Source organism: Methanoregula sp. (assembly GCF_028679125.1).
Classification (GTDB): Archaea; Halobacteriota; Methanomicrobia; order Methanomicrobiales; family Methanospirillaceae; genus Methanoregula.
This window is the reverse complement of sequence record NZ_JAJRCG010000002.1, coordinates 124,115-149,511: the sequence shown is the minus strand read 5'-3', so window position 1 is coordinate 149,511 and position 25,397 is coordinate 124,115. Positions and strand designations below refer to the sequence as shown.

The window sequence follows — 25,397 nt, the reverse complement described above, 5'->3', positions numbered from 1 at the left end:
TTTGGAGAGTTATTGCATACATTTATTGAAAGTTATAGCACAAAATCAAAAAGTTGTATTTAAGTATCATTTTTAGTAATAATATTAGTATGAAATCCGCATCATCCATGGCAGACGAACACTGCCACTTGTTCAATATCACCAAGAATTACACGGCCCAGGACCTCGCGGCCTTCCACGGGCACCTTGGGCCATTCATCGTTCTCGGCTACCGCATGGGACGATATGCCCGCGACCATTTCTGCGATGACCCTTTCTCCTTAAAAGCCGCGGTGCACTGTTCGGGCACTCCCCCGGAGTCCTGCGTGGTCGATGGAGTCCAGCTGGGATCCGGCTGCACCCTTGGCAAGCGCAACATCGAGATTGTCATGAGCCCGTCCGTCCAGTGCGTGTTTACAGGCAATGGCAAAACGCTTGTCCTGACACCGAAACCTTATACCCCGCCAAAGGATGATGGGCACCACTATGAGGCAGCGATTGAGCATTTCGCTCTCGATCTTTTCAATAAGACCGACAACAATCTCTTCACCATCCGACTGGCATGAGCATTCACGGACAAAAGGATAATGCCGTGGTTGTCCTTGACCATGTATTCACGGCATACGAAGGCGCCGAACATCCCACTATCCGCGATCTTTCTCTCACGATAAAACAGGGCGAGTACGTCATCATCGGAGGCCCGAATGGTGCGGGCAAGACCACGCTGCTTGAGACCATCAACGGCATGCTCCCGATTACCCACGGGAAGGCAACAATCTGTGGAATGGCCCTGGCGGGGGATGGTGTCCATGTACGGCAGAAGGTCGGGTACCTCATCCAGAACTTTGCGTTCAGTCCCCTGACGCCGTTTACCGTACGGGATGTTGTCATGATGGGCAGGTATGGAGGTCTTGGATTATTTACCCGGCCGGGGGATGCCGATTATCGTGCAGCTGAAGAAGCGATGAAGAGCCTGGGCGTTGAAGATATGGCGGATATCCCGATTGGTCAGCTCTCGGGTGGCCAGCAGCAGAAAGTCCTGATTGCTCATAATCTCGCAAAAAATCCCAGGGTGCTGCTCCTTGACGAGCCATTCAGTAACCTCGACCTGTTCGCCCGGGAGCGTATATCGCATTTGCTGGAATCACTGGCAAAAAAAGGCGTGACCATTATTATTGTTTCACATGCGTTTGACGACCTCCCTGATCGCCCGATCCATATCCTGGTGATGAAAAACGGTACGCTGATCCATGATACCACCTGTGCACCGGGCGATGTGGAAGCCCAGGTCCGAAAATCCAGTGCGTGAATATCATGCTTGAATTTCTCATCCAGAATAATATTGTCTGCCATGCCGTGGAAGCGATGCTCTTTGCATCCATTGCCTGCAGCGTTCTCGCCGTTGTCATCACCCAGATCAATATATCATCGATTGGATTCACGATGGCACATGCAGCGTTTGCCGGAGCTGCGGTCGGCATCTTTTTTTCAATCAATGCCACCCTTGCCGCTATCCTTGCCGGCCTGATCGTTGCAGTTCTGCTCGGACCGCTCTCCGAGCGTGCGAAGATCTCCCCCGACACAGCACTGGGCGTCATGTTTGGCATGACCATGGCAATCGCAATTTTCTTTATTGCCTACATGCAGTCCCTTGGCCGGGGATTTGATGCCAGCGGGCTCATGTTCGGCGATGTTGTCTCCCTGTTCCGCGAGGAGATCTACGGCCTCGCAGTAATTTCAATTGTCACAATCCTGTTTATCATAATTTTTTACAAAGAGATCACCGCAATTATTTTTAACCAGAAAATTGCCGAGGCTGCCGGTATCCGGGTCCGTCCGGTCTACTACGCGATGCTCTTCATGATCGCACTTACCGTTGCACTCTGTATCAATATTATCGGAGGTCTGCTGCTCTATGTCTGGCTGGTCACTCCCGCTGCAATCGCGGTCCAGTTCTGCAACAGTATCAAACAGATGTTTATTGTTGCACCAATTATCGGAGCCATCGTCAGCGTGAGCGGGGCTCTAACCGGCCTGGAATACGGACTCCCGGTCTCACCCCTGACAGCAGTTCTTTTCAGCATCCTGTTTGCTGCGGCCATCATACTTTCCCCCCGCCGGAGGATCTCAATGAGAAAAGAATAAACGATTTGTTGATCTTGTATTACTTATGAGAAAATATATCACACTTGCTCTTATTCTTGTAATTCTTTGTATCCCGGGTGTCGCTGCACTGAATGTCGTATCAACGACAACCGTCCTGTCTGACCCAATCAGTTATATCGGCGGAGATCGTGTTCGGGTGATCGCCATTGCCGATCCCACCATCTGCCCGCACATGCAAGGCGAGATCATTCCCAACCGCATCCAGATGGACATGGACTTCCTTGCAAGCGCAGATCTCTTTGTCGCAATCAACGGGTCGGTGGACAAGGAATACGTGATGCCCTATGTCAACAAGTTCATGGCAGCAAACCATAACACGAATATTTCCTGGAAGACCCTGAAGGATCCCTCAATGGTCTGGAATACACCGGAAGGAGCCCATACGCTTGCGCAGGAATCCGCTTCATGGCTCATCGGTGCCGATCCGAAGAACCAGACCTACTATGAGGAACGGCTTGCCTCATACAATGCACAGATCGATGCAACCGATCCATCACGAGAGGAGCGATCCCGGATTGCCGGACAGGATGTCATCGTCATGCTCTGGCAGAAAGAAGCTGCTGAAGAATGGCTCGGGCTTAACGTGGTCTCGGTTTTTGCACCGGATTTCTATAACAACGGGCAGTCCACCCCGCGGGCAGTCATCAATGATATCTTTGATCATCCGGAGAAATACCGGAATGTAAAATACGTGATCGAGAACATGCAGTCAGGGGATATGGCTAAAGGTATCACGGAGGCACTTCACGATAATGGAATTCCGGCGGAGCGTGTGATCTTTACCAATTTCCCCGGCTCGGTTGCCGGTGCCGACACGCTTCCCGGTGTTCTCCGGTACAATAAAGGGCTCGTGACTCCTTCCGCCGCATCTGCTGCCGCCAGGGGAACTTCAGCGCTTCCCTCACCGCTGGGTGTTGAAACTGCCCTGATCGGGATGGGTATCCTTTTTGTGGGTCTCCACTACCGCAGGAAAGAAGATCAATAAAAAAAGGTTACTCAGGAGAAAACCACAATCACATCACGGGAACACCATCATCGTCCCGTTCGTCCCGGAAACATACCTGTCCGCATATGCATTCAGCATTGCCCGCGGGTGCAGGTCTCGGAATTCAGAGGGGTGGAGAAGCTGCGCCTTGTAGACCAGCCCGATATATGCCCGGGGTCCGTACTCAACATCATTGGCAAAGAGATACACCCGGTCGTTCTTTACCGCAGGGACCGTGTTCCACCCGGTCCGGTTCCGGAGGGTCGCCGCTATCTCAGGGAATGGTTTCTGGTTACTGGACGAAATAACCTTGAAAATAAAATCCGGTTGGCGTGCAATAACCCATTCCGTGCTGATCTTGGCAGATGAAGTCGAAACATCCGATGCAATATTCCTTCCACCGGCAAGGGTAAGTTGCTCATCAGCACCGGAACCAGAACCGGAGACCGTATAATCGGTGTAGGACTCTGAATAGACAGATGGATATTCTTCTGCAGGAATGTCCCTGACTCTCCCGGTAATCTCCGCAACGGTATCTTCCACCATCCGGGCATACACTTCCGCCTCATTCGATTTGCCGGTCAGAGCGCCCAGAGACCGGGCATCCCGGGCAAGAGTAGACAGACGGAAACAGTCGAGATAGATGACCGTGATATTGGCAGCTGCGAACTGGTCCAGGTTCTTGGGTTTTGAACTTGCATACGCAATCACGATATCCGGGTGGAGAGCCAGTATCCGTTCGACATTGGGCACCTGCCAGTCACCAACATTTTCTGCCTGCGGGATCTTATCCATGATATACGAGACATTGGTCGTGGACTGGGTCACGCCAACAACCATATCCTGTGCCCCGATTGCGATCATCATCTCAGCGGCATTGCCATTCGCTACGATAATTCGCTTCGGATGACAGGGCAGGGTCACCAGTGACCCGTCAGTCTGCATGATGGTGACCGGTGTACAGTTCCCGCTGGAGATTCCTGACACCTCATTGGTGATGCCGGTCATTGCAGGGGCTGGCGTACCCGATGGTGCGAGCGGGCTTTTTTCAGAAGAATCCACGCAGCCCGCACCCAGGACCATGCAGAGAACAAGGATGAGGGAAATACTGATCCGCATCATCTGTGTAGTCATACGGTTACCCTCCTGAAAACGTGCGTGCAGATTGCAAGCACACACCCGGTCAGCACAAGCAGGACAAGAAGTGGCAGGACGGGGAATCCACCAGCCGTTACATCCCGCACCGCATCGATCGCATAACTGAGCGGGTTGAAATGTGCAATGGTTGCAAGCCAGGCCGGCATGACGCTATACGGCATCAGGGCGCTGGACGTGAAGAAGAGCGGCATCGAGATCATGGTGTTGAATGCTGAGTAGGAATCGTGATCGTCAAGGTACAGCGCAATCGTTGTGGCAAACGCCGAGATCAGGACCCCGAAGAGGAAGAGAATAAAATACGTGAGGGCATACTGCACGGGATTGAGCAGGGTAGCTCCGATGAGAAGCGCGATAATCAGGATGATCGTTGTCTGGATCAGGCCGCGTCCGGTGATGAAAAGGATCTTGCCAACAAGGATGCTGCTCCGGGGGGTGGGAAGGGCAAGGAATTTATTGAGAAAGCCAAGGATCTTATCAAACATCAGGAGCGCTCCGCCACTCAGCCCGGCAGAGAGCATGGTCATGACAAGGATACCCGGCGTGATGAAGTCCAGGTAGTTGCCAGTGAACTGGACCGGCAGGGCAAGGCCGACAAAGATCAGCCAGGCTGCTGGCATGACCAGCGATGAGATCACCGCTACCCGCCCACGGAACCACTTGGTAAAATCCCGTTTCATGTAGGGGACAATACCGTTCATCTTCTCCTCCGCAGCATAATCCTGAATTTATTATATTCAAACCCTTGAGGCTCCTCCTGCTGGCCAACTGCATGCAGGAACACATCATCCAGGGTAGGTTCACGCAGGGACATTGCACGGACAAGACAACCGGATTTCCCGAGGGCATCTGCAAGCGCCGGCAGCGCTTCCCGCCCGTTCTCTGCAGTAAACGAGACCTCGTCACCATTACTCCCGACAAAGACCACCCCGTCCACCTCCGGTGGAACAAACGACCCGTCAATCTTTACCGTGATCACATCTTTCATCAGACGGGCCTTGAGTTCCATCGGGGTGCCAAGCGCGGCAATCCGTCCTTTGCTGATGATTCCGACCCGGTCGCAGAACTGGTCTGCCTCGTCCATGTAGTGGGTAGTGACAAAGATCGTCATGCCTTTCTTTCTCAGGGCCCGGATATGTTCCCAGATCTTCTTGCGTGCTGCAACATCGAGACCGATTGTCGGTTCGTCCAGGAAGAGCACGGACGGTTCGTGGACAAGGGCCTGCGCGAGTTCGAGCCGCCGTCGCATCCCGCCCGAGTAAGTCTTAATAAGATCGTCGGCCCGGTCGGTCAGGTCCATCACTGCAAGCACATCATCGACACGGTCGCTGGCTTGCGGCACCCCGTACAGGTCTGCAAAGAATCGGACGTTCTCCCGGCCGGTCAGTTTGATATCCACCGCCATGTCCTGAGGGACATAACTGAGTTTCTTTCTCACACCTTCTCCATCACCAGAAATATCGTGTCCGCAGACGGTTGCGCTTCCTTTTGTTGGTCTGAGAAGGGTAGTCAGCATCAGCACTGTGGTGGTCTTGCCGGACCCGTTCGGGCCCAGCAGGGCAAAGATCTCGTTGTTCACGGACAGAGTCAGGTTATCCACAGCGCAGAGCGCATCATAGTATTTCGTGAGATTCGTTGTCTCGATTGCATTCATTGTCTTGTTCCATCCTGTTTTCCCTGGCGTTTCAGTGCCGGTGTTTTGTATGGATTTTTGCCATGATCTCGTTCATCGAATCGCCCCAGGCAGCGACATCATCCTTGGTTATGATGTCAACACTGCCCCCCTGGTATTCGCCCTCTCCCACCAGGTCTTCCATCCAGGACTCGATCTCAAGGTAGTTGTTCTTGAGATCGTTGAGCACATCCTCGTCCGCATTCCAGAGACCGCGCTGTTCTGCTTCGAGCAGCCTTCGGGAGATCTCTTCCAGTGCATAGGGATTATTCTTCTCAAAGAACTCCCTCATCTCTTCATTATTCACGAATGTTTGGGCGATATCATCGAAGATCCAGTCATCAACTTCCTGTGTTGATGCCTCCCAGCCGTACACCCGGGTCACCCGTTTCATAATATCGGACGCCCCTTTGTACCCGTGCTCCTTCATGCCGTCGATCCACTTCGGGTTCAGGAGTTTTGTGCGGACAACGCGGCGGATTTCATCGGCAAGATCCCGGACCTCGATATGTCCGGGCTCGCGTGTATCGCCATAGTACGGCTTTACCTCATTGCCGGAATAATGGCGGGCAGCTGCGGTCATTCCCCCGTGCGCCCCGAAGTAACAGCAGCACCCGAGCAGATCATACTCATCAGACTGCACCTTGTTGAACGTCACCGATACCGTAGAAAGGCTGGACGCAAGCTGCTCATGGGCGTTCCTGCCGGTGATCTCCTTACCATAGGCATAGCCGTTCACAGCAACGAAGATATCTGCAAGATCTTTCTCATCTTTCCAGGCACTCGCAAGCACAGCAAGGTTCACGCCGCTCGAATAAGTGCCAGGCTGAGATGAAAAGATCCGGAGAGTTGCATCACGGATGGACATCCCCTCCTGTCCGATGGCAGCAAGAGTATGCTTTCGGACGTAGTTCTGTTCCACCGGTTCGTCGAGCGCTGCAACAGCCATGACAGCCTCATCGAGCAGTTCGTAACAATTGGAAAAGTTATCCCGCAGGATACCGGAGGTACGGACCGTGATATCGATCCGGGGCCGGCCGAGTGTCACCAGCGGTATAATAGTAAATGTTTTCACCTGTCCGTTGGGGGACCATACCGGCTCAACACCCAGCATGGCAAACATCTCGGCAAACATCTCTCCGTCCGAAGACATGATGTCGCCTGCCATCCAGTAGAATGCCACATTCTCCGGAAGGTTTCCCTCTTCGCCATGGTATTTGGCGATAAGCGATTCAGAAAGCCGTTGGCCGACACGCCATGCAGCCCGGGTCGGGACCCGGTGCGGATCAAGGGAATAGAAGTTCCTGCCGGTGGGCAGAACATCCTCGTGGCCGCGTGAGATGAGACCGGAGGGGCCAGCCGGGATATATCCCGCGTTAAAACCGTTGAAGAGCGATTCGATCTCCCTTGAGTCATCAATACGGCGGTCGATGTCAGCGATCCGATCGCGGATGCCATCCAGTTCACAGGCCTGTTCCTGGGATATCGTGCGCAGGAAGAGTGTCTCATAGGACAATGCGGGATCTTCCAGCACGGACCAGATAAATTGCCGGAGAATCCCGTCCAGCTGTTCCAGAAGTGCACCATACGATGCCTTGTGGATATCAGAGTACTTTTGCTGGTTTGCAAGCAGATCGGTGAGGTCAAGCCCAAGTATCTGTGCCATGATACGGCGGGGCGAGCGATCGCTCGTATCATACCGGATGATCGAACTGATGAAATCCACCCGCTTCTCACCCTGCGGAAGCTCCCCGAAGATATGCATACCGGCATCGATCTGGGTATTGCGGATCTTCGAGAGCACCTCATGTGCCCGGCCAACCACTTCCGCAAGGGGAAGATCGTGGGTCATGTGCATATCCTTATCGAGATTATTTTCCGCCAGCGTATCAAGAATCAGGTGCTGGAGGGCGTGGGCCCGCGCCGGGTCGATCTTTGCGGTCTCGTACTGGGTGAGCAGGTTCTCCAGTTCCTCAAGTCCCTCGTAGAGGCCGCTCCCCGTCATGACGGTCTGCATGTGATCGACAAGAGTGGCATAACTCCGCCGTTTCGCAAGCGTGCCTTCCGGAGGATTGTCCGAATTGTAGATGTACAGGTAGGGAACCGACCCGGCGACAATATCCGGGAAACACTCCTCTGAAAGTCCGAGACCCTTTCCGGGCAGGAACTCAAGGTTTCCATGCGTACCGACATGGACAACGACATCTGCCTTGAAAATTTCCCGGATATACTGGTACGTAGCCAGGTATTGGTGTGGCGGCGGGCAGTCAGGATCATGAAGGATCTTACAGACCTGCCCGTCGCACCGTGCGCCGAAACAACCGCGCTTGGGCTGGACGTGAACCGTTGCATTGCCAAACGAGAGACCGGTAATAAGAATCCTGTCCTGGTACACCATTCCCAGGCCGGGTGGTTCCCCCCACGTTGCAATCACGCGTTTCTGCGCCGCGGGTGGCAGCGAGGTGAAGTGCGGCAGGTAGGTCTCCATATCCATCTGCAGGAGGGCGCCGCCCTTTGCTACTATGTCCTCGACGGTTGTCCAGCGAAACTCGGAGAGTGCTTTTTTCCCCATGATGGTCTCGATGAGTTCCCTGCCATTGGACGGAGGATCGACGGCATAGCCGGCTTCCTTCATCCTTGTGAGGATCCGCGCGACACTTTCCAGTGAATCCAGATGCGATGCCGAGCCCACATTTGCATCAGCATTTGCACAGGGATTGTTGTTGAAGATGAACGATACCCTCCGTTCATGGACCGGTTTTCCTGCAAGCATGACCCACTGTTTTACCCGGGCCGCAATCTTGTCGCAGCGGTCCGGAACCGGTTCCCGGGGTTTTTCCCCGTCAGCACTGCTCCTGCTTGCGCCGAGAAAGACCGGCTCGATCACACCTTCAAACTCCGGCATTGCAACTGCCCATCCGGTGTCAAGGGTCAGGCCGGTGGAATCCCTCCACTGCCCGATCGATTGATAATTTGAGATGATGGGGTGAAAGATCGGGATATTTAACTGCTTGAGCAGTCTGACACCGCTTTCTGCGGTCGTTTTTTCCTGGTAATTATCTCCCCGCGAGGTTCCCAGCAGGAATGGCACCAGTTTGATGATCGCGTCAACACGGGGCACACCCCCGTGTGTCAGGTATTCGGAGATGATATACATCATTCCTTTGGCACCGATACTCGCGTCCCGTATTGCATACGTGAAAACCGGTATGACATTGAGGCCTTTTTCTTCAAGGCTGCGGATAAGGGCATCTTCAATAGCAGTATTCGATGATGCCCACGTCACCCGGGAAAAGATGATACCGATAAACGGATCGGTCCCTTTCCTGCGTGGGGAATACCAGGCCAGATACGAGTCAATACCCGTGTACACGGTCGGGGCATCCGGGTGGTAGATCCCCTCCCACGGGACATCAAGGGGAGGAAGAGCGGGAACACCTTCACCGAACAGTTCTTTTTGGATGAACCGGAGCATATTCCGGTAATTCTCATCGCCACTGTTGACGAGGTATGCCTGGCAGGTTGTGACAATCGCCGGGGATACGGAAGAATATGCAAAAAAGGATGGTTCATATCCCAGAGAGATTACGGGAATTGTTTTTCCGATACGTTTGATCTCTTTGTCAATTTGTTCCCAGAACATGTCTGAAGTATGATATAAGAGCACGACATCGGACATTTTCATGGACTCAAGTGCTTCCTCCACTTTTTCCGGAGAATCGTCCAGTACCCGGTTAGGATAAATAGTGAGGTCAACACCGGTTGTTTCTGCCGCTCGTTTCAGAATCGGGGAATACGAACCCCACATAATTGCAGTCAGTTTCATGACATGTCTTCCCAAAAATAATTTCCAGATTGAATTCCCGGTGTTGCCGGGGTTTGCTGAGAGACAAACTCATCCGGTTTAATGTCTGTTGCATCAACGGCGCATTCCCGTTTCCGGAAGAATCGGATCGCAACCCGGCTTGAGGGTAATTCTTTTCATGAAGTAATAAATATCTTACGAAATTTCATACTGAATAGTAAGAAAAATTACAAATAAAATAATTTATAAGATCAATGAAAACAATATGATGAAGTAGAATTACGAATTTTAAAAATAATAGCCGGAGCCCAGCGATGCACCATTTCGACGACATTTACCCGTTTTCCGCTATTGTCGGCCAGGAACAGATGAAAATGGCGTTACTCCTCAACGCGATCAATCCCCGCATCGGCGGCGTACTTATCAAAGGCGAGAAAGGCACGGCAAAATCAACCGCTGCCCGGGCACTCGCCTTCCTGCTCCCGAAACGACAGGTTGTCGAGGGATGCACATTCGGATGTGATCCAAATGACCGAAAAGGCCTCTGTCTTGATTGCCAGAAAAAATATCCAAACCTTCCCGTGACAGATGTAAAGATGCGGGTCATTGAGCTGCCAATCAGCGCCACCGAAGACAAAGTGGTTGGCAGCCTCGATATCGAACATGCACTCAAGAAAGGAGAGAAGAAGTTTGAGCCGGGCATCCTTGCACAGGCACACCGGAATATTTTGTACGTGGATGAGGTCAACCTCCTGAATGACCACATCGTGGATGTTCTCCTGGATGCTGCGGCCATGGGGATGAACTACATCGAGCGTGAAGGGGTCTCGTACGTCCACCCTTCGGCATTCATTCTTATCGGCACGATGAATCCCGAAGAGGGAGAACTGCGCCCCCAGCTCCTCGACCGCTTCGGGCTCTGCGTGGACATTGAGGGCATCCATGATGCCGACACCCGGGTCGAGGTGATCCGGAGGCGGCAGAAGTATGACGATTCACCGGAAGAGTTCCTCCCCACCTGGGATTCTGCTGAACAGGAACTCCGTGAGCGGATTGTCCGGGCACAACAACTCCTGCCGCAGGTCGTAGTCTCCGATGAGATGCTCCGGATGATCGCCCAGATATGCATCGACATGGCAGTCGATGGCCACCGTGCCGATATTACCATGATGAAGACGGCAGCAACCATCGCGGCATACAACTGCCGTACGGAGGTAACCGGGGACGATGTCCGTGAAGCGGCAACGCTCGTGCTCTCCCACCGGATGCGTCGCCGGCCGTTTTCCGAACAACAGATGGATACGCAGAAGATAGAACAGTCCATCCGGAAATCGCAAGACGAGCGCCAGCAGCCGGAGCACAACCACGAACATCCGGAAAACCAGAAACCAAAAGAGAACGCAATGCCTGACGGTTCGGCCACTACGCAGTCTGCTGAAGGGGCGCCGTTTAAGGTAAACCAGCAGCAGTTTTCAGCGCCGCGCCGAATTGACGCATTCTGTCGGGAGGGAAACGGGAGGAGGAGCACAACTGAATCCCGTGACGGGAGATACGTCAGAGACCGGATCCCAAAGGCCCTGGGGCCGGACATTGCCCTTGACGCAACGATCCGGGCGGCAGCTCCTCACCAGCGGGACCGAGCCGGGGAACTTGCCGTTGTGATTGAGACCTCGGACATTCGTGAAAAAGTCAGGGAGCGCAAAATGGGTAGCACGGTCCTGTTTGTTGTTGATGCCAGCGGGAGCATGGGCGCACAGCAGCGGATGACAGCAGTCAAGGGTGCAATTTTCTCGCTCCTGATCGATGCCTACCAGAAACGTGACCGCGTAGGTCTTGTGATCTTCCGGGGCAAGGGCGCTGAAGTTCTTCTCCCGCCAACATCGAGTGTGGAGCTTGCCCGGAACTACATGCAGTCGCTTCCGGTAGGTGGCAAAACACCACTTGCCCATGGACTCTCCAAGGGATTCGAAGTCCTGAAACGGGAACTGATGATCAACCACCACACCATCCCACGAATGATCCTGATCTCTGATGGAAAAGGAAATGTGAGCATGGGATCCGGTTCCCCCATGGAGGATGCCAGGGAAATGGCAGCCCACATCCGCGATGCCGGCATATCCTCGTTTGTGATCGATTCCGAGAATGGGTTTCTCTCCTTTGGGCTTGCCCAGTCCCTCTCTGAGGAACTGGGTGCAAAATATCTCAAACTCGAGGATCTCCAGGCAGAACAACTCGCAGATCTTGTGAAAGGAATCGGGATGTAAATCCAGACCTCCCCTCACCTTTTCAGCAGGAATCCCGTATCGCTCCTGTCTCCCGGGGTCCATTCATGGAAGAGATCCATAAACCGTTAACTCCCAAAAAAGTGACCGTACATTCCCTGTACAAAGAGGGCAGCACCCGGCGTATAGCGCTGATCATTGGCCTCTCCCTCCTGGTCATCATGGCGGCTGTCATTTCCGCAGGTATCGGTACGGTCCCGATCTCACCCATGGACACCATCCTTGCCATCGGGCATTCCTGCGCAGTAATGCTCCAGAACTTCCTGCACACGTACCTGCCCTCCATCGGGGCGTGGTACGATACGATCCCGGTCTCCATCCCCGCACCATCCAATCCGCAGGCCGAACTGATCGTGGTCGGGTTCCGGCTCCCCCGGATCTTCCTTGCCATCCTCACCGGGATCAGTCTCGCTGTTGCCGGTGCGGTGATGCAGGGGCTGCTCAGGAATCCGCTCGTCAGCCCGTTCACGCTGGGACTCTCATCGGCCGCATCCTTTGGCGCCGCGCTCGCGATTGTCCTTGGGCCGGGTATCCTCGTCTCGTACTTCCTGCTCAGTTATGACATGTGGATCGTTGTCTTCGCGTTCCTCTTCGGCTGGCTCTCCATGCTCCTTGTCTACTGGATCTCCCGTTCGCGGGGGACCACGCAGTCCACGCTTATCCTTGCCGGTGTGGTGATCGGCTACCTCTTTACGGCCGGCGTAATGGCACTCAAGTATACCACCAACAACGAGAAACTCCGGGAACTGATGGTCTGGCTGATGGGCGGGATGTGGGGGGCAAGCTGGAGTGCCGTCCTGCTTCTTATCCCGCTCGTGGTTATCTGTTTCTACCTTTTGGAGCGAAAGGCATGGGACTTAAATGCCCTCTCCGCGGGCGACGATGTGGCAAAAAACCTCGGGATCAATGTCGAGCGCCTGCGCCTGTCCGGCCTGATGATCTCAACCTTTGCGGCATCGTGCTGCCTGGCCTTCACCGGCATCATCGGGTTCATCGGCCTCATGGGGCCGCATATCTGTCGCATGTTCATCGGGAGCGATCACCGCTACCTGATCCCGTGCGCCGGCCTGATGGGTGCGGCAATCCTCTTGATCTCCGATACGGTGGCCAGGACGATCATGAGCCCGGTGGAGATCCCGGTTGGCATCATCATGTATGCCATTGGCGGCGTATTCTTCCTTTTCCTGATCATGAGGGGCAGAGGACGGGGATTGTATTAGGAGGTATCCGTATGGAACTGGTGATTGACGCTGTCGGCAAGGATTATGACCAGAAACGGGTACTGGACGATATATCATTCTCCCTCGGAAACGCAGAGATTGTTGCCCTTGTTGGCCCAAACGGCTCCGGCAAATCAACGCTCATCAAGACGATTGCCGGGGTTCATACCCAGAGTACGGGTACCATCCGGATTGACGGGAACGATATCCGTACAGTGGATCCCATCGATCTTGCGAAGGTGATCGGGTACGTTCCCCAGCATTTCACCTATACGCTCTATTCCACGGTCTTTGAGACCGTTCTCCTTGGCCGTCGCCAGCACATCAAGTGGTCGGTGTCGGATGAGGAACTCTCAAGAGTCCAGCACTCGCTCGATGCACTGGAGATGGGGCACATGGCAGGGAATTACATGGACCAGCTCTCGGGGGGCGAGCGCCAGAAGGTCTTCATTGCGAGGGCGCTTGCCCAGGACCCGGAACTCTTCCTCTTCGACGAACCGACCAGTGCCCTGGATATCCGGTACCAGATCGAGGTGATGGAGACAATGCGGGAGATCACGTGGGAGCGGGGTGCCGGCATGATCATCGCGGTGCACGACCTCAACCTCGCGTACCGGTACGCGGATACCGTGGTTGTGCTCAACGGGGGAAAGATGGCAGGGTATGGCAAACCGCAGGAGATCCTGACACCGACCTGTATCAGCAAGGTGTATGGCGTGGATTCATTTGTTATCGAAAACGAGTTCGGGAAATTCCTGGTGCCGTTCCGGGCAAACGCAGCACCATAATCCTGACGGACGCATGATTCGTTGTATCCCGGTATTGTAAAGGGTTTTCCGGACAGCGAAAAAAAGCAAAACGGTTGTCCGGGGATTGTTTACTTTTTCCGGACCCGGGGTCTGCCTGGTGCGTCATGCAGCCAGCGCATCATAGACCCGGTATGTCCTACCCTCGGACATCAGTGCAATGATCTCCACACGGTCGGCCTCTTTCGATCCATCGAGGACAATCTCAGTCACGCCATTCAAGGGCAGGATGATGCCAGTTGACACCGATCCGTTCGGGCGGGTAACCGTGACATCCGCACTCTGGATGCTGCCATGCCCTGCACTTCCGGCAAGCGTGATTAGTATTCTTGAAGTGATGGGACTTTTCTCGACATGGAAGTAGGACTTCTGGACCGAGGGCACAGAAGCCGTCGGCAGAAGCACGAGTGGAGGGGGTGGATGTCGCTGTCGGCGTGTTCGGTATCATCAGCCTGATCTTTGGTATCATCCTGCTCATCAACCCTTCATCGCAGCAGCGCTCCTGCCTTTCGTGGCCGGCGGGTTTGCAATCGTCATGGGGATCGTCTCGATCTACGTCTCGTTCGCTGCAAAAAAGTGCGGCGAAGCGGTCACGGCGTGAGCGGGTTCTCCTGAATTTTTCTTTTTTAAAAAAACTCCCAGGGTTAGTGAACCTTATCAGAGCAGGATTTACCGGATATCCTGATGATGCGCTTCACTGACAGGGTAACTGTTATAAAAATACAAGGACCGGATTCGTCCCAATTTTTATAAGAATGAACCTGTATATGTGTACAGTCAAAGTATAACGTGAAGTGACAAACACATGAATTTTGGAAGTCTTGGTGGAATGGGCGGGGCAGTTGCAGGGTATATTGCAACACCCGAAGGTCAGGAAGCAGTGAAACAGTTCCTTGCATCGCCCGAGGGAATTACCCTGCTGAAGAATTTTGCCGGATCTGCGGAAGGAAAGAAGGCCATGGCAAGCGTGCTCCCCAGTGTTCTCTCGGGGCTCAACCTTCCCGCGGGCGCATCCGAGATGATCACGGCTGCCCTCAACAAACAGTAAATCTCTCTTTTTTTAGATTGTGAAAACAATTCTTCCCGTAATACCGGAAAATTTTCGGAGTTTTCTAGGTGTTTCCTTCCATCCTGCGCACAGCATACAGCCGCTTTGTATCCTCCGACGGGATATTCCCTGAAATAATACACGGACCCGTTCACCGAATGCCGGACCGTGATCGGTTTTTCGAACGGAATCTAGACCTCTCTCATACTTTCTTCGTGAATCCTGGTAGTGTACACTACCTGCCAAAAACCTGAATGAGTTACACCAGTATCAGCATCGCAATCGATCTCCGGCAAAAATTTTCAACCACCCCCTCACCCCCTCACCCCCTGCTTGAAAATTTTCAGGCATGGTCTGGTTGATCATCCCCTCACAGCACGCCGGAAACTGTAAAAAAATGTCGGTTATTCAATTGAATTATCGGTTAATTAACCGGTAACCGGCTCGTTAACTTACACCCTGTGATCGCGATTGAAATTTTTTCTGGCAGGGTCTGTTTGAAAAAATATGCTCTGGAGAATACCTTAATCCAGACAAATTGCAGGAATCCCGTACGTGCCTGAAATATACTCTATGGATAGTCAACAACCCGTATCACATCCCAATTGCCTGAAACTACGAAGACCCGTACCAAAAGGAACGGATTTGGGTTTTTTCCCAATCCCTTCCCGGACGAAGAGCCGGAAGTGATCGAACCAGAACAAATCGAAGTCAAGCGTTCCGGGACCACGGAGAACCTGTGCCAGGAAAATCCCTTGAATAGACACCCGGCTATTCTTGTACAGGAACATGAAAACTGCAAGGACTTTTTCCTGTGTCTCCCGTGCTATCTGTTTTTCAATGAGACCCTGCTGACTATTTTATTATTCAATAAATGTTCAGCGGATCCCAACCGGATTTTTCTCTTCGTATATCTCCGGTTCCGTTCGGATCTCAATACCCGGTTGCATAATAATATCCATCCACCGTGATCACTTTCATGGGTACGCCAAAGAGCCGGCCGATGTGATCATCGGTAAGCAGGTCCTCTTTCCTGCCGTCCGCTTCGAACCGCCCGTTCTTCATGAGGATGACGCGATCGATCTCCGGGATGATGTCCTGGAGGTTATGGGTGACAAGGATGATCCCCGTGCCGGCCCGGGCGATCTTCCGAATCGTCTGCCGGAACGTGTGGAGGGCGTTCAGGTCAAGACTGTTGGTGGGCTCATCAAGGATCAGGACACCGGGATCATTTACCATTGCCCTGCCGATCAGGAACCTCCGGGATTCGCCGGAGGACATCTCCGTCATGGTCCGGTCGCTGATCCCGCTGACGCCGAGGAACGCACAGATCTCGTCGGCCTTCCGGTCCATCTCCGGCGTGATCTCCCGGTTGAAGAGCCCGATGCTCGAAAAGAACCCGGAGAGGACGACCTCCCTGCCGGTGATCTGCCGCGTAAAGGTGTACTGGAGATCATTGGAGACAACCCCGAAGGCTGACCGCAGTGCGAAGACATCCCAGACATCCTTCCCGCAGATCCGGAACATGACCGGGCCGGCATCGAGCCGGGGGTAGAACTCCCGCGTGATGGTTTTGATGAACGAGGATTTCCCCGCACCGTTCGGCCCGAGGATCGCCACGTTCCCGCCCCGGCGGAGGGTGACGGATAACCCGTCAAGGACTTTCTTGTCCCCGTGGAAAACGGTGACGTTGTCAAATTCAAGGAATGGGGCGGTATCCTGCCCTGACAGTGAATGGTTATCCATAAAATCTCCTGGTACCGACGGGTAGAACGGGAACCCCGGGCTGCCGTCTCATACTACGTTGGCGATCGCGATCGTATACCGGCACAGACCTTCCGTCTCGCGGGAGCAGGTGAGGCTGCCCCCGGCCCGTTCGCAGAGCCCGGATAAGAACCGTGTCGTCTTCCGCTTCTCCTTTGTTCCATGGGGAGAGACATTGCCGGATACGGTTACCTGTACTCCCGAATCGCTCTTTTCGATACCGACCCTGATATGATCCGAGCCGGTCCCGACCAGGTCCTCGAGGATGTATGTGAGGAGATCGGTGAAGTGATCGCGGTCGATGGCAACCGGTACCGGGCCCGCGGGTTCGTTCATGGCGAAATCAACCTCGTCAAGGAGGGGCCTGGTACCCAGGCGGGCGAGCAGGATCCGGGCAAATGCATCCTCGTCATCCGCTGACGAGAGAACATCATCGTCGGAACATGAGGAGACGGAGTGCCCCTCGGCCACCGCCTCGATGAGCCCGTTGATGTCGGTGACGGTGATCTCCCGGGGCGGCGTGAAGCCGCGGAACATGGTGATATAATCCGAGAGAAGCCGTTCCGCACGGTGCACCATGCTCCGGTCGATGATATCTGCCAGCTCATCCTTGTTGAAGATACGCTGCATCTTCCCGATGACCTGGCCGGCCTTGAGGGCAAGGTGGATCGAGAGGCCCCCGGCCCGGTGGTGCTCATCGGCAAACGTCCTGAACGCATCCAGGAGTTCATCCATGGCCTCGCCGTGGATGAGGGCACGGGTCTCGTCAGCGATCTCGGACTCGCCCAGTTCTTCGAGAACATACCCTACATAATAAAGGCGGCCCGCCATGATCGTGAAGAGCTCGTTCACCTCTTCCATACACTCCTCGGCATATGCGGCGGCATCGGCAGCACGGTCCGGGCTGAGCTCGGCGATATCGGTGAGGGCGAGGGTGTCGCGCTTCACCATCGCAAGGGTCTTGGCTGCGTCCCCGGCCATGATCAGGCGGCCGTGGCCAGGGCAGAGGACCGAGATCCCGCCCCCGCTGACAAGCGCCCCGATCCCCTCAAGCGAACGGATGAGTTGCTCCTGCGACCACCCGACAAGGCCGGCAACCCCGGGATTTGCGGCAAAGAGAAGATCGCCGATGAAGAGGACGCTTCCGATCCGGATACAGATGCTGTCCACGCTGTGCCCGGGCGTATGATAGAACTCGACAACTGGCCCGGATGCTCCGAATTGGATCTCCTCGCGGTCCGGGAGCGGCGACGCAGCATGAGGCAGGAACCGGGTGACCGTGAGACGGCCGCCGTTTGCAACGCAGAGTTCTGCCGGAATGCCGGGATGCTCCCTGCTGCCCGGGGCCAGGAGGTGGATGCCGACTCTCATCGGCCGGAGGGTGAGGCTGAACAGGTCTGCCAGGGTATACCTCTTATCACCCCGTTCGAGGGCGGCAGCGCCATTCTCCTGGGCCATCAGCGTTACCGTCTCGGTAAATGCAAAGGCCGGGACATTCTGGATACCGTAGAAATGGTCGGTGTGGATATGGGTGAGGATGATAAAGACCGGGCGGTCCTTCTCATGGCGGCACTCCGTTACCACCTGCATCAGGTTTTCTGCCTGCTCGGGGAGGCCGCCCGGATCGATCAGGAGGATGGCATCCGGCGTCTGGATAAGATAAGAGTTGGAAGAAACGGTATCGATCTTCCGGATAAGTGGGTACACCTGCGCCCCTGTCGCTCCCGGCAGGGGCTGCCATTGGAGAGGAACCAGCTGGCCGTTACCAGCCGGCAAGCGCCTCTCCCTCGGAAGGATAGATCGAGAAAATCGAGGTGAACCCGGCAAGCTTGAGGATCTTCAGGACTTCGGGTGAGAGCCCGCAGATGCTGAATTTGTCGTCTGCGCCTTTGAGTTTCTTTGCGGTTGCAAGAAGCACCCGCAGGCCGCCGCTGCTGATATAGGATACGGCTGAAAAGTTCAGCAGGACCCTGCGGTGGCCTGCCTCGATCTCCTTGTTGATCGCCTGTTCGAGCACCGGTGCGGTGGCGGTATCGACTCTTCCTGCAATAGAAAGGATAGTTGCATTGTCCTTGTTGTTGGTAGTAATATCCACTGAAGTCCCCCACACAAATCTGGTTTTTTGGTAGTGCAATGTCGGTGCTTAAAAAAGATAATCCTATCCCTCTTGAGAATGGTGAATATTAAGTGGAACGGGGGTCAATGCGTACAGGATTGGCATGGCAACAACAATACTCTCCTCTTTGATCCTGCTCCTCCAGATAATGTGCGTGATCATCGTGGTTGCCTACCTGCTCACCCGGAGCAGGTTCTTCATCGATGTTCTTGAAGGTCATCTGACCTGGAAATCACAAGCAGTCCTGATCCTTATCTTTGGAGCGCTCTCGGTCTACGGCACCATGGCCGGTGTGGAGGTCAACGGCGCGATCGTCAATGTCCGCGATCTCGGGCCAATGCTCGCCGGCCTGCTGGGCGGACCGGTGGTCGGTATCAGCGCCGGTCTCATCGGGGCCGCGTACCGTTTCAGCCTCGGCGGGTTTACGATGTATTCCTGCTCGCTCTCCACGGTCCTTGCCGGGCTCTTCGGCGGCCTGATCTGGTATGCCTGCAAGAAGAAGTTCGCCGGGATCACCATTGCCGTTCTCTTCGGTATTCTCATGGAAGCGCTTCACATGCTGCTCACCCTTGCCATATGCAGCCCGTTCGACAAGGCGATGGCAGTTGTGCAGCAGGTCTCCATCCCCATGATCGCGGCAAACGCGGCGGGGATGTTCGTCTTCGCGTTCATTGTGGAAAATCTCCAGACGGAACGCAGGCTCCAGGCAGAACGCGACGGCCTGATGAAGGAGATGGAGCGCAAGAACACGGAGCTTGCCATTGCTGCCGATATCCAGCAGAGTTTCCTCCCGGAAAAGATCTCCCAGATCAAGGGGTTCGATATCTCTGCACACAGTATGATGGCCAAGGAAGTGGGCGGCGACTTCTTCGATGTCATCCCGCTGGAAGTGATCCCGCTCTCCAATGACCGGCTCGGCGTAATGATCGCGGACGTGTCCGGCAAGGGAATTCCCGCGGCACTTTTCATGGCCTTGTCCCGTATCGTTGTCCGGGTCAATGCAACCTGGTACCCGGACCGGCCTGCCGAGGTCATCAAATCCTCCAACGCGATCATTGCTCCCGATTCGAAATCCGGGATGTTCGTCACCCTGTTCTATGGTATTATCGAGGTGAAGAACCGGAACCTGACGTACGTCAACGCCGGCCACAACCCGCCGATCATCTGCCACGCCGCTGATGGCTCGTTCGAGATCCTGGAGGCAACCGGGATGGCGGTCGCTGCCATGGCAGAGGCCGAGTACACCCAGGGCACAAAAGAGCTCACGCAGGGCGATGTCCTGGTCCTCTACACGGACGGGATCACCGAAGCCGAGAACTGCCAGCTGAAGCAGTTCGGCGAGGATCGGCTGAGGGCCGCGATCAGCCAGTCCCGGGGCATGGATTCAAAAGCAATCATGTCCAAGATCCTCCATGAGGTAAAGGAATTTACCGGGGATCAGCCCCAGTCGGATGATATCACGCTGATGATCATCAAGGTGGAATAACAAGACAGGTGGACGAACCGATGCCTGAGCAGTCGCAGTCACTCACAATCCCGTCGGATCTCGAAGAGATCGCAAAAGTGTCCGACGCGCTCGAGTCCCTCATGCTGGACCAGGAATTTCCCGGGGAGGATATCCTGGATACCCAGCTTGCCGTTGAGGAGGCAGTCACCAATATCATTGTCCACGGGTACGAGAATACCGTGGGGGATATTGTCATCACCTGCCGTGCAGGCCCTGACGAGATCTCGATCCAGCTCGAAGACCGCGCAGTCCCGTTCAATCCACTCCTGATGCCCGAGCCGGACCTGGAGCAGAATATCGAGGAGCGGGAGATCGGCGGCCTCGGGATCTTCCTGGCCCGGCAGATCATGAGCGATATCCAGTACCGTTTCGAGGACGGGAAGAACATCTTGACGATGATAAAAAAGAAGTCCGTTCCTGAAAAAAACGAGTAGAGGTCAGGGCTCTTTTACAATATCCTGGATATAGGCAATACCGATCTTTGCCTTGCGCAGCCTCGTGGTATCAAGGAGGTGGCGCATGTCCACGAACTCCCCGTCGGTTACGATCTTCTTCACCTGCGTGTTCAGGTCAAGGGTTGCGTCATAGGGAATATTCCTGAAGACCACGCCATGGTTGTGGAGGTACATCTCTTTTCCCGCGCCGGTGTTTAAGGGGTTGGCATAGTACAGGGACGAAAGGGTCTCGGGCCGGAACGCGGACAGGTCTCCGCCCAGATCGATGCCGATGCCGAAACTCACGAGCGTGTCGCCCTGGTACGAGGAACCTTTGTCGCCTGCCATCCATTCGTGGACATGGGACGGGTCCATGATAGACTCTCCGGGGTTGATTGACCCGGCCACCGGGGCCTTCTTCAGGCCGGAGCTGGCAAAGCCCGAGAGGATGCCCCACATGGTCACGGCCACCACGCCGCGGTAGGTCTTGACCCGCTCGCGGCCTGATGAGAAGATGACGCGGTAGATATCAGCGATGCTCACGCCCCTGGGATCGGCCGAGTCCAGTGTCAGGTACTCGTTGAACGGGCCGTCGAGCGTGATGTTGAACCCGGTGTAGACCGGCAGGTCTCCGTCCGAGGTATCCGAGGGAGTCATGAAATCCGGCGTGCTGTTGCCATCGGTCGGGAGCCAGACCATGGAACCGTACAGCGTGATCATCTCGCCCATGAGACCAAGGGAATCTTTGAGATCCGCTCCCATGGCACCGAGGCCGAGGGAGTACGTGATCTCGGAGAACTTCTTGGCCCGGACATCTGCTTCGGTGATCGTTGCGTGGAGCACCCGGTCCACCTGGCCGGTGACACGAATGACCGGGCTCTTTGTCATCCACCCCGGCTCAATGGTAAGGCTGACATCGCCATCGATGATCTTCTTGTAGAAGATCTCGTTGAAGAGCGAGGGGTTTTTCCGCTTTTTATTGATATCCGACACCGCCTCTTCTGCGGTCGGGTACATGGTGAAAACCGAGGTGAAGCCGGCCATGTCGAGCACTTTTGCCGGGTACTCCCCGACCGCGGCAAGGGCGAACTTGCCGTTCCTGCGCTTCAGTTCTTTCTTCAGGCCATTGAAGACCCGGATGCCGCCGCTACTCAGGTACGTGGCCCCGGCCAGATCGACAACCAGGTCCTTATCATCGTCGTGGAGTTCCCCGCGTGCCCAGTCATTGAGCTGCTGGGCGCCGAATGCGTCGAGCCTGCCGTTGACAGAAAAAATGAGGACACCATCTTTCCGTTCGCTTCTGGCTTCCATAGTGTATGTCTCCTGAATGAACTATTGCATGCGTCCTTTTTATAAGGGTGGGATTCCCACGGGCCGGCTGTTCTTCTTTTGGGGAATTTTATATTCCCGGACCCCGGATCTGATCCATGGATCTTACATCGGTCAAACGCATCATCACCATCATACTCGTCCTGCTGTGCGCGATCCTCATCGCGAACGGGGCCTCCAATATCCTGATGCAGTTCAGCGGCCTCACGGGTATCCCCGGGTTCATTGTCGGTTTCCTGATCTATGCGGCGATCTTCTTTGGCATCCTGTATCTCTTCGAGCGGTTCTGTGGGATCAATATCTTTCATTTCTCGTTCTCGTGAGACCCGGCCTGCCGTGTCCTGCCAGTACTCCGGGTGACAGCCCGGATTTTTCCCCAACGCGGTTACATTGCCGGGCATCGTACTGCTCTATCTCACACTCAAGCTCCGGATCCAAGCAGGATCATTTTGTTGGTGCCAACAAAATGATCTACCACCAGGTTGTCTGCATTTTTTTACAGGATTCACAGGATTATCCATCAGTCCCTGTTTTTCCCCTCTGACGGAAAAACCGGCCTTCATATTCGCGTTCTGCCAGCCTTTTTTGGGTCTGGATGAGTGAACCTGAAGGTGGAAACCCGGCACGATTCAATCGCTGATAAAAGCCATTATACGAGGGGGAAAACGGGAGTATTTTGACAAACAGGGCTGGAAATACGTTTATTTTCCACAGGAAATGAAAAGGACGGGTTTCCGGGCCTTTCCAATAGAGCCACTTACAGGAAAATGGGAAATGGGGCCCGAAATGGGCTTATTTTTATCTGATGATCATATGACCCGGATCCTGACCTCTATCACGGGAAACAGTACCGGTCGGCATCCCCTTTTTTCGTCAAGCAGGTCAATGCGGATCTATCCGGTTCTCACGACAAATACCATTCCGGATAATCCCCACCCGGCGTTTTTCACACTAAGGGGGTCCTGTAATCCACCCGGTCATCAATACATCTCTTCAACATGTCAGCCAGCATGTATAACAGTATACGTAGTTGGTTGAATGAGTGGTTTTCACAGAAAAGATGATACAGGCGCAGCAGATCCAAACGCAGTGAATCCAGACGGCACGCCCGTCTGCCGCGTACGGTTGCCCAAGAAATGGAACAAGGAACAGTTCGCCATTGCCGAATCCATGCTCGGGGCAAATCACATCCGCGTCCAGTGCATTGACGGGGTCATCCGCATGGGAAGGATCAAGGGAAAGATGAAGAAACGCCAGTGGATACGTGAGGGAGATACCGTTCTTGTCGTTCCCTGGAGTTTCCAGGATGAAAAATGCGATATTATTTACCGGTATCTCAAACCGCAGACTGACTGGCTCAGGAGAAACCAGTACATCTAACCGGTTCTTTTTTACCACAACCTATATTCGCCCAGACATCCTCCGTCCCCTTATCCAGGTGGGATCTCACCTGGGCAACAAAAAAGAGGAGGTTGAGAAATGGTACGACGTTTTCGCCGATCTATCTATGATGAACTCGATGAACTCAGAGCATCCATGGACTACCTGTACCAGCTTGCTCTTGAACCTGCGGACAACCCGCTGTTGCCGCCAGAAAAAAATCCTGAGATCATTTGCCAGTACCTGCATAACCTGGACGCGGAAGTCACGGTACATGATGACGAAGTAACGGTGACGATGGATACGATCCCGGGGACAAATGCAAAAATATCCGTTGATCTCATCAATCGGGATATGCTGAAGATCACCTGTGACTGCGAGGGAAACGAGTGCGGGGACACTGGCAGGAATGCCGGGCCGGAACGGGTATCGATCGCCTTACAAAGGGTTGTCACGCTTCCCGGACCGGTCACGAATCAGGGGGCCCGACTGAGCATGAGAAATGGCGTGTTCGATCTCCACCTGAAGAAAGCACAGACCTGACAATCCGGAAATCCCTATCCATCTTTTTAAAAAAGAGCGGAAATGTGGAAAAATGACAGAAATTTTCCCGTTTCCTGTCCATTTTAACCCGGAGAGTCAACAGTATGATCAGACTGTGCTGACGGTCTAATAATGATCAAACGATATTTTCAGGATCCGGTTCAGATCTCCTGCGGGACGGCAACGAGCGACCGGATCATCCTCTGCGTCTCGGCCGGCGTACCGATCGTATTGACCTCGTACACGGTTGTCCGCCCGAGCAGCTCGCTCATGTACCGCTTCCGTATCGCCGCTTTGTAGGGGCTGCTGACAAGGAGGTGGGGGTTGAAGAAATTGTTCTTCTCGAAGAGCGCGAGCGCCGCCTCCGGGTTCAGGGACTGCACGGTATTCCGGTCAGCCGGGTCGCGCCTGAGCATGATGACCGTCCGCAGAGTGGTCAGGGGGAGGAGTCTCCCTTTCCCGATCACCCACCGGAGATCCGCGACAGCACGCCCGTTCCGGTCATATTCATCCGCTTTGACAAGCCCGCTGTATTCTTTCCAGACCGTGGCCAGGTCCTGCCGGATATAGAAGTTCTTCTCGGAGCCATAGGCAAGAATCTCCGGGCCGAACATCCGGGAGAAGAACCAGTCATCCGAGACGATGCGGGTCGCGGGATGCTTCAGAAGCCCATAGGTCTGCGTTGTCTTGCCAGCGCCGGAGATCCCGATCAGGCAGAGGCCGTTGCCCGCGATGTCAATGCAGGCCCCGTGCACCGAAAAGATTCCGTGTTCATCTTCCAGGATATCGCCGGTGAGACTGAGCGCCAGGGACTTGATCCACCCGTAATACCCGATGTTGAAGAGGAACGCGGTCCGGGCCTGCGGCTCGTAGAGGACGGTGTCGGGAGGATACGCCGGGTCTTTGAAAACGAACATTCGTCCGTGCGAGCGGATGCTCTGCGACATGGCGTAAAAATTCTCCTGCCAGGTATCCCGGAGCACGGGATCATCGGACAGGAGCTTGATGCAGCAGCCATAGATCTCGGATTTGATCTCGTACCGGACGGCCGGCATGAGGCGGGCAGCCAGCCGGTCTTTCTCTTCCGGGGGGATGAGGGTAATCGTATACATAAGGGTGCCACCGCCGATATGGGGCAATGATCAGCTATCCGCAGGAGTCTGTTAATAATCTCTCGGTAGGGGAAGACACGATCCGATCGCTTTT

At 54.6% G+C, this 25,397-nt stretch carries 23 protein-coding genes; 13 read left to right on the top strand and 10 right to left on the bottom strand.

Features of this window, described 5'->3' with window-relative positions; genetic code table 11:
• Positions 1 to 89: 89 nt before the first annotated feature.
• From LUQ43_RS02430 to LUQ43_RS02415, 4 genes are read left to right on the top strand one after another with little or no spacing between them, the layout of a single operon-like run.
• Positions 90 to 545: a formylmethanofuran dehydrogenase subunit E family protein gene (locus tag LUQ43_RS02430; protein WP_299963438.1), complete on the top strand. Its 456-nt coding sequence runs from the start codon at positions 90 to 92 to the stop codon at positions 543 to 545.
• A gap of 26 nt (positions 546 to 571) precedes the next feature.
• Positions 572 to 1,288, top strand: a complete 717-nt coding sequence (locus tag LUQ43_RS02425; protein WP_299963436.1) for an ATP-binding cassette domain-containing protein — start codon at positions 572 to 574, stop codon at positions 1,286 to 1,288.
• A 5-nt stretch (positions 1,289 to 1,293) separates the two neighbouring features.
• Positions 1,294 to 2,124, top strand: a complete 831-nt coding sequence (locus LUQ43_RS02420) for a metal ABC transporter permease (protein ID WP_299963434.1) — start codon at positions 1,294 to 1,296, stop codon at positions 2,122 to 2,124.
• Between the two features lie 25 nt (positions 2,125 to 2,149).
• On the top strand, positions 2,150 to 3,130 hold the full coding sequence (locus tag LUQ43_RS02415; protein WP_299963432.1) for a metal ABC transporter substrate-binding protein: 981 nt from the start codon (positions 2,150 to 2,152) through the stop codon (positions 3,128 to 3,130).
• Positions 3,131 to 3,163: 33 nt separating this feature from the next.
• On the opposite strand, the gene LUQ43_RS02410 is transcribed toward LUQ43_RS02415, so the two are convergent.
• Genes LUQ43_RS02410 through cobN form a run of 4 tightly spaced genes read right to left on the bottom strand, consistent with a single transcriptional unit; the run spans position 3,164 to position 9,783 of the window.
• Positions 3,164 to 4,264 carry an ABC transporter substrate-binding protein gene (locus LUQ43_RS02410; protein WP_299963430.1) on the bottom strand — a complete coding sequence of 367 codons (1,101 nt, stop codon included), beginning with the start codon at positions 4,262 to 4,264 and terminating at the stop codon, positions 3,164 to 3,166.
• Positions 4,261 to 4,986: an ABC transporter permease gene (locus tag LUQ43_RS02405; RefSeq protein ID WP_299963428.1), complete on the bottom strand. Its 726-nt coding sequence runs from the start codon at positions 4,984 to 4,986 to the stop codon at positions 4,261 to 4,263. The genes LUQ43_RS02410 and LUQ43_RS02405 overlap by 4 nt, the downstream gene beginning before the upstream one ends.
• On the bottom strand, positions 4,983 to 5,939 hold the full coding sequence (locus tag LUQ43_RS02400) for an ATP-binding cassette domain-containing protein (protein WP_299963426.1): 957 nt from the start codon (positions 5,937 to 5,939) through the stop codon (positions 4,983 to 4,985). Before LUQ43_RS02400 ends, LUQ43_RS02405 begins: the two co-directional genes overlap by 4 nt.
• Positions 5,940 to 5,970: 31 nt before the next feature.
• Positions 5,971 to 9,783, bottom strand: a complete 3,813-nt coding sequence (cobN, locus tag LUQ43_RS02395; RefSeq protein WP_299963424.1) for a cobaltochelatase subunit CobN — start codon at positions 9,781 to 9,783, stop codon at positions 5,971 to 5,973.
• Between the two features lie 293 nt (positions 9,784 to 10,076).
• On the opposite strand from cobN, the gene LUQ43_RS02390 reads away from it, so the two are divergent.
• The 3 genes from LUQ43_RS02390 to LUQ43_RS02380 all read left to right on the top strand — a co-directional run bounded on the left by LUQ43_RS02390 (position 10,077) and on the right by LUQ43_RS02380 (position 14,052).
• Positions 10,077 to 12,026, top strand: coding sequence for a putative cobaltochelatase (locus tag LUQ43_RS02390; protein WP_299963422.1), 1,950 nt, complete (start codon positions 10,077 to 10,079; stop codon positions 12,024 to 12,026).
• A 65-nt stretch (positions 12,027 to 12,091) separates the two neighbouring features.
• A complete protein-coding gene (locus LUQ43_RS02385) occupies positions 12,092 to 13,264 on the top strand; it encodes an iron ABC transporter permease (RefSeq protein WP_299963420.1) in 1,173 nt (390 codons plus the stop codon).
• Between the two features lie 11 nt (positions 13,265 to 13,275).
• Positions 13,276 to 14,052 (top strand): ABC transporter ATP-binding protein, encoded by a 777-nt coding sequence (locus LUQ43_RS02380; protein WP_299963418.1) that lies wholly within the window; start codon positions 13,276 to 13,278, stop codon positions 14,050 to 14,052.
• Between the two features lie 123 nt (positions 14,053 to 14,175).
• On the opposite strand, the gene LUQ43_RS02375 is transcribed toward LUQ43_RS02380, so the two are convergent.
• Positions 14,176 to 14,475: a hypothetical protein gene (locus tag LUQ43_RS02375; RefSeq protein ID WP_299963416.1), complete on the bottom strand. Its 300-nt coding sequence runs from the start codon at positions 14,473 to 14,475 to the stop codon at positions 14,176 to 14,178.
• Between the two features lie 400 nt (positions 14,476 to 14,875).
• Between LUQ43_RS02375 and LUQ43_RS02370 the strand changes: the two genes are divergently transcribed.
• Positions 14,876 to 15,118 (top strand): hypothetical protein, encoded by a 243-nt coding sequence (locus tag LUQ43_RS02370; RefSeq protein WP_299963415.1) that lies wholly within the window; start codon positions 14,876 to 14,878, stop codon positions 15,116 to 15,118.
• A 933-nt stretch (positions 15,119 to 16,051) separates the two neighbouring features.
• Here LUQ43_RS02370 and LUQ43_RS02365 read toward each other — a convergent pair.
• From LUQ43_RS02365 to LUQ43_RS02355, 3 genes are read right to left on the bottom strand one after another with little or no spacing between them, the layout of a single operon-like run.
• A complete protein-coding gene (locus LUQ43_RS02365) occupies positions 16,052 to 16,864 on the bottom strand; it encodes an ATP-binding cassette domain-containing protein (protein ID WP_299963413.1) in 813 nt (270 codons plus the stop codon).
• 48 nt (positions 16,865 to 16,912) lie between these two features.
• Positions 16,913 to 18,658, bottom strand: a complete 1,746-nt coding sequence (locus tag LUQ43_RS02360; RefSeq protein WP_299963411.1) for an MBL fold metallo-hydrolase — start codon at positions 18,656 to 18,658, stop codon at positions 16,913 to 16,915.
• The gene (locus LUQ43_RS02355; RefSeq protein ID WP_299963409.1) at positions 18,645 to 18,977 is read right to left on the bottom strand and encodes an STAS domain-containing protein; all 333 of its coding nucleotides are present in this window, start codon (positions 18,975 to 18,977) and stop codon (positions 18,645 to 18,647) included. Before LUQ43_RS02355 ends, LUQ43_RS02360 begins: the two co-directional genes overlap by 14 nt.
• A gap of 124 nt (positions 18,978 to 19,101) precedes the next feature.
• On the opposite strand from LUQ43_RS02355, the gene LUQ43_RS02350 reads away from it, so the two are divergent.
• On the top strand, positions 19,102 to 20,484 hold the full coding sequence (locus LUQ43_RS02350) for a SpoIIE family protein phosphatase (RefSeq protein ID WP_299963407.1): 1,383 nt from the start codon (positions 19,102 to 19,104) through the stop codon (positions 20,482 to 20,484).
• Positions 20,485 to 20,504: 20 nt separating this feature from the next.
• Positions 20,505 to 20,939 (top strand): ATP-binding protein, encoded by a 435-nt coding sequence (locus tag LUQ43_RS02345; protein ID WP_299963405.1) that lies wholly within the window; start codon positions 20,505 to 20,507, stop codon positions 20,937 to 20,939.
• 3 nt (positions 20,940 to 20,942) lie between these two features.
• Here the strand turns inward: LUQ43_RS02345 and LUQ43_RS02340 are convergent, their stop codons facing one another.
• A complete protein-coding gene (locus LUQ43_RS02340) occupies positions 20,943 to 22,250 on the bottom strand; it encodes an STAS domain-containing protein (RefSeq protein ID WP_299963404.1) in 1,308 nt (435 codons plus the stop codon).
• A 116-nt stretch (positions 22,251 to 22,366) separates the two neighbouring features.
• On the opposite strand from LUQ43_RS02340, the gene LUQ43_RS02335 reads away from it, so the two are divergent.
• From LUQ43_RS02335 to LUQ43_RS02325, 3 genes are all read left to right on the top strand, one after another.
• A complete protein-coding gene (locus tag LUQ43_RS02335) occupies positions 22,367 to 22,591 on the top strand; it encodes a hypothetical protein (protein WP_299963402.1) in 225 nt (74 codons plus the stop codon).
• Between the two features lie 715 nt (positions 22,592 to 23,306).
• The gene (gene eif1A / locus LUQ43_RS02330) at positions 23,307 to 23,648 is read left to right on the top strand and encodes a translation initiation factor eIF-1A (protein ID WP_299963400.1); all 342 of its coding nucleotides are present in this window, start codon (positions 23,307 to 23,309) and stop codon (positions 23,646 to 23,648) included.
• A 99-nt stretch (positions 23,649 to 23,747) separates the two neighbouring features.
• Positions 23,748 to 24,191, top strand: a complete 444-nt coding sequence (locus LUQ43_RS02325) for an Hsp20/alpha crystallin family protein (protein ID WP_299963398.1) — start codon at positions 23,748 to 23,750, stop codon at positions 24,189 to 24,191.
• Positions 24,192 to 24,352: 161 nt separating this feature from the next.
• On the opposite strand, the gene LUQ43_RS02320 is transcribed toward LUQ43_RS02325, so the two are convergent.
• On the bottom strand, positions 24,353 to 25,303 hold the full coding sequence (locus tag LUQ43_RS02320; RefSeq protein WP_299963397.1) for an aldolase: 951 nt from the start codon (positions 25,301 to 25,303) through the stop codon (positions 24,353 to 24,355).
• Positions 25,304 to 25,397: the final 94 nt, after the last annotated feature.

What these genes read in the sequence shown, in the direction of transcription:
- LUQ43_RS02345 (WP_299963405.1), top strand. Translation starts at nt 20,505, where the DNA reads ATGCCTGAGCAGTCGCAGTCACTCACAATCCCGTCGGATCTCGAAGAG.
- LUQ43_RS02320 (WP_299963397.1), bottom strand. Translation starts at nt 25,303, where the DNA reads ATGTATACGATTACCCTCATCCCCCCGGAAGAGAAAGACCGGCTGGCT.
- LUQ43_RS02410 (WP_299963430.1), bottom strand. Translation starts at nt 4,264, where the DNA reads ATGACTACACAGATGATGCGGATCAGTATTTCCCTCATCCTTGTTCTC.
- LUQ43_RS02400 (WP_299963426.1), bottom strand. Translation starts at nt 5,939, where the DNA reads ATGAATGCAATCGAGACAACGAATCTCACGAAATACTATGATGCGCTC.
- LUQ43_RS02380 (WP_299963418.1), top strand. Translation starts at nt 13,276, where the DNA reads ATGGAACTGGTGATTGACGCTGTCGGCAAGGATTATGACCAGAAACGG.
- cobN (WP_299963424.1), bottom strand. Translation starts at nt 9,783, where the DNA reads ATGAAACTGACTGCAATTATGTGGGGTTCGTATTCCCCGATTCTGAAA.
- LUQ43_RS02365 (WP_299963413.1), bottom strand. Translation starts at nt 16,864, where the DNA reads ATGGATAACCATTCACTGTCAGGGCAGGATACCGCCCCATTCCTTGAA.
- LUQ43_RS02405 (WP_299963428.1), bottom strand. Translation starts at nt 4,986, where the DNA reads ATGAACGGTATTGTCCCCTACATGAAACGGGATTTTACCAAGTGGTTC.
- eif1A (WP_299963400.1), top strand. Translation starts at nt 23,307, where the DNA reads ATGAGTGGTTTTCACAGAAAAGATGATACAGGCGCAGCAGATCCAAAC.
- LUQ43_RS02340 (WP_299963404.1), bottom strand. Translation starts at nt 22,250, where the DNA reads ATGGAAGCCAGAAGCGAACGGAAAGATGGTGTCCTCATTTTTTCTGTC.
- LUQ43_RS02335 (WP_299963402.1), top strand. Translation starts at nt 22,367, where the DNA reads ATGGATCTTACATCGGTCAAACGCATCATCACCATCATACTCGTCCTG.
- LUQ43_RS02350 (WP_299963407.1), top strand. Translation starts at nt 19,102, where the DNA reads ATGGCAACAACAATACTCTCCTCTTTGATCCTGCTCCTCCAGATAATG.
- LUQ43_RS02325 (WP_299963398.1), top strand. Translation starts at nt 23,748, where the DNA reads ATGGTACGACGTTTTCGCCGATCTATCTATGATGAACTCGATGAACTC.
- LUQ43_RS02385 (WP_299963420.1), top strand. Translation starts at nt 12,092, where the DNA reads ATGGAAGAGATCCATAAACCGTTAACTCCCAAAAAAGTGACCGTACAT.
- LUQ43_RS02420 (WP_299963434.1), top strand. Translation starts at nt 1,294, where the DNA reads ATGCTTGAATTTCTCATCCAGAATAATATTGTCTGCCATGCCGTGGAA.
- LUQ43_RS02430 (WP_299963438.1), top strand. Translation starts at nt 90, where the DNA reads ATGAAATCCGCATCATCCATGGCAGACGAACACTGCCACTTGTTCAAT.
- LUQ43_RS02390 (WP_299963422.1), top strand. Translation starts at nt 10,077, where the DNA reads ATGCACCATTTCGACGACATTTACCCGTTTTCCGCTATTGTCGGCCAG.
- LUQ43_RS02415 (WP_299963432.1), top strand. Translation starts at nt 2,150, where the DNA reads ATGAGAAAATATATCACACTTGCTCTTATTCTTGTAATTCTTTGTATC.
- LUQ43_RS02370 (WP_299963415.1), top strand. Translation starts at nt 14,876, where the DNA reads ATGAATTTTGGAAGTCTTGGTGGAATGGGCGGGGCAGTTGCAGGGTAT.